Consider the following 1,449-nt stretch of genomic DNA (forward strand, 5'->3'; position numbering starts at 1 on the left):
GCCGCGGTCACCGCGAGCACCCGCAGGTCACCGGTCCCGATCTGGTCGGCGAACTCGCCCACCCCGGACACCGCGAAGGCCACCTCGCCGCGCAGCACCGCCGCGAGCAGCGGACCGCCGCCCTCGTAGGACGCGTAGTGGACCGGGCCGGCGCGATGCCGGCGCCCTCGGCCAGCAGCATCGTCGCGAGGTGGTCCGGCCCGCCGACGGTCGAGCCGCCGCCGACGGTGAGCCCGCCGGGAGCGGCGTGCCAGGCGTCGAGCAGGGCGCGGACGTCCCGGTAGGGCGAGTCCGCGGGCACGACGACGATCTCCGACTCCTCGGTCAGCCGTGCGATCGGCGTGGTGTCGGCGAGCGAGAGCGGGGTGTCGCGCGAGGCGGTCGCCCCGACCACCCCGAGCCCCATGCTCATCAGCAGCCTGCCGTTGCCGGCCTCGCCCTCGATCCGGCCGAGCCCGGCGATCCCGCCGGCACCGGACAGGTTGAACACCTCGACCGGACCGGTGATCCCGTTGTCGGACAACACCTTCGCCGCACTGCGGGCGGTGACGTCGTAGCCGCCGCCCGGCGGGTTGGGCACGAGGATGCGCAGGTCGGACAGCGGCCGGGGCCCGCCGGTCAGCACGATCGGGACGACGACCGCGGCGAGGGCCAGCACGAGCACCGCGACCAGCGCGGTGACCTGGCCCGGCGGGCGCGGCGGGCGGGCGGCGGCCCTCCGAGGCGCCCGCCCGCCGCGCCGCCGGGGCCAGGTCACCGCGCTGGTCGCGGTGCTCGTGCTGGCCCTCGCCGCGGTCGTCGTCCCGATCGTGCTGACCGGCGGGCCCCGGCCGCTGTCCGACCTGCGCATCCTCGTGCCCAACCCGCCGGGCGGCGGCTACGACGTCACCGCCCGCAGTGCGGCGAAGGTGTTGTCCGACAACGGGATCACCGGTCCGGTCGAGGTGTTCAACCTGTCCGGTGCCGGCGGGATCGCCGGGCTCGGCCGGATCGAGGGCGAGGCCGGCAACGGCAGGCTGCTGATGAGCATGGGGCTCGGGGTGGTCGGGGCGACCGCCTCGCGCGACACCCCGCTCTCGCTCGCCGACACCACGCCGATCGCACGGCTGACCGAGGAGTCGGAGATCGTCGTCGTGCCCGCGGACTCGCCCTACCGGGACGTCCGCGCCCTGCTCGACGCCTGGCACGCCGCTCCCGGCGGGCTCACCGTCGGCGGCGGCTCGACCGTCGGCGGGCCGGACCACCTCGCGACGATGCTGCTGGCCGAGGGCGCCGGCATCGCGCCGGCCCGGGTCCACTACGCGTCCTACGAGGGCGGCGGTCCGCTGCTCGCGGCGGTGCTGCGCGGCGAGGTGGCCTTCGCGGTGTCCGGGGTGGGCGAGTTCGCCGACCAGATCGGACCGGTGACCTGCGGGTGCTCGCGGTGACCGCGGGCGAACGCGTGCCCGG

2 protein-coding genes are annotated in these 1,449 nt (G+C 76.7%); one reads left to right on the top strand and one right to left on the bottom strand.

Annotation, left to right across the window (positions count from 1 at the left end):
- Positions 1 to 7: 7 nt before the first annotated feature.
- Positions 8 to 664, bottom strand: coding sequence for a tripartite tricarboxylate transporter substrate-binding protein (locus KPL57_RS64750; RefSeq protein WP_226359408.1), 657 nt, complete (start codon positions 662 to 664; stop codon positions 8 to 10).
- Positions 665 to 677: 13 nt separating this feature from the next.
- Between KPL57_RS64750 and KPL57_RS64755 the strand changes: the two genes are divergently transcribed.
- Positions 678 to 1,427 (top strand): tripartite tricarboxylate transporter substrate-binding protein, encoded by a 750-nt coding sequence (locus tag KPL57_RS64755; protein WP_226359409.1) that lies wholly within the window; start codon positions 678 to 680, stop codon positions 1,425 to 1,427.
- The last annotated feature ends 22 nt before the right edge of the window (positions 1,428 to 1,449 follow it).

It is taken from the genome of Pseudonocardia sp. ICBG601 (genome assembly GCF_020496245.1).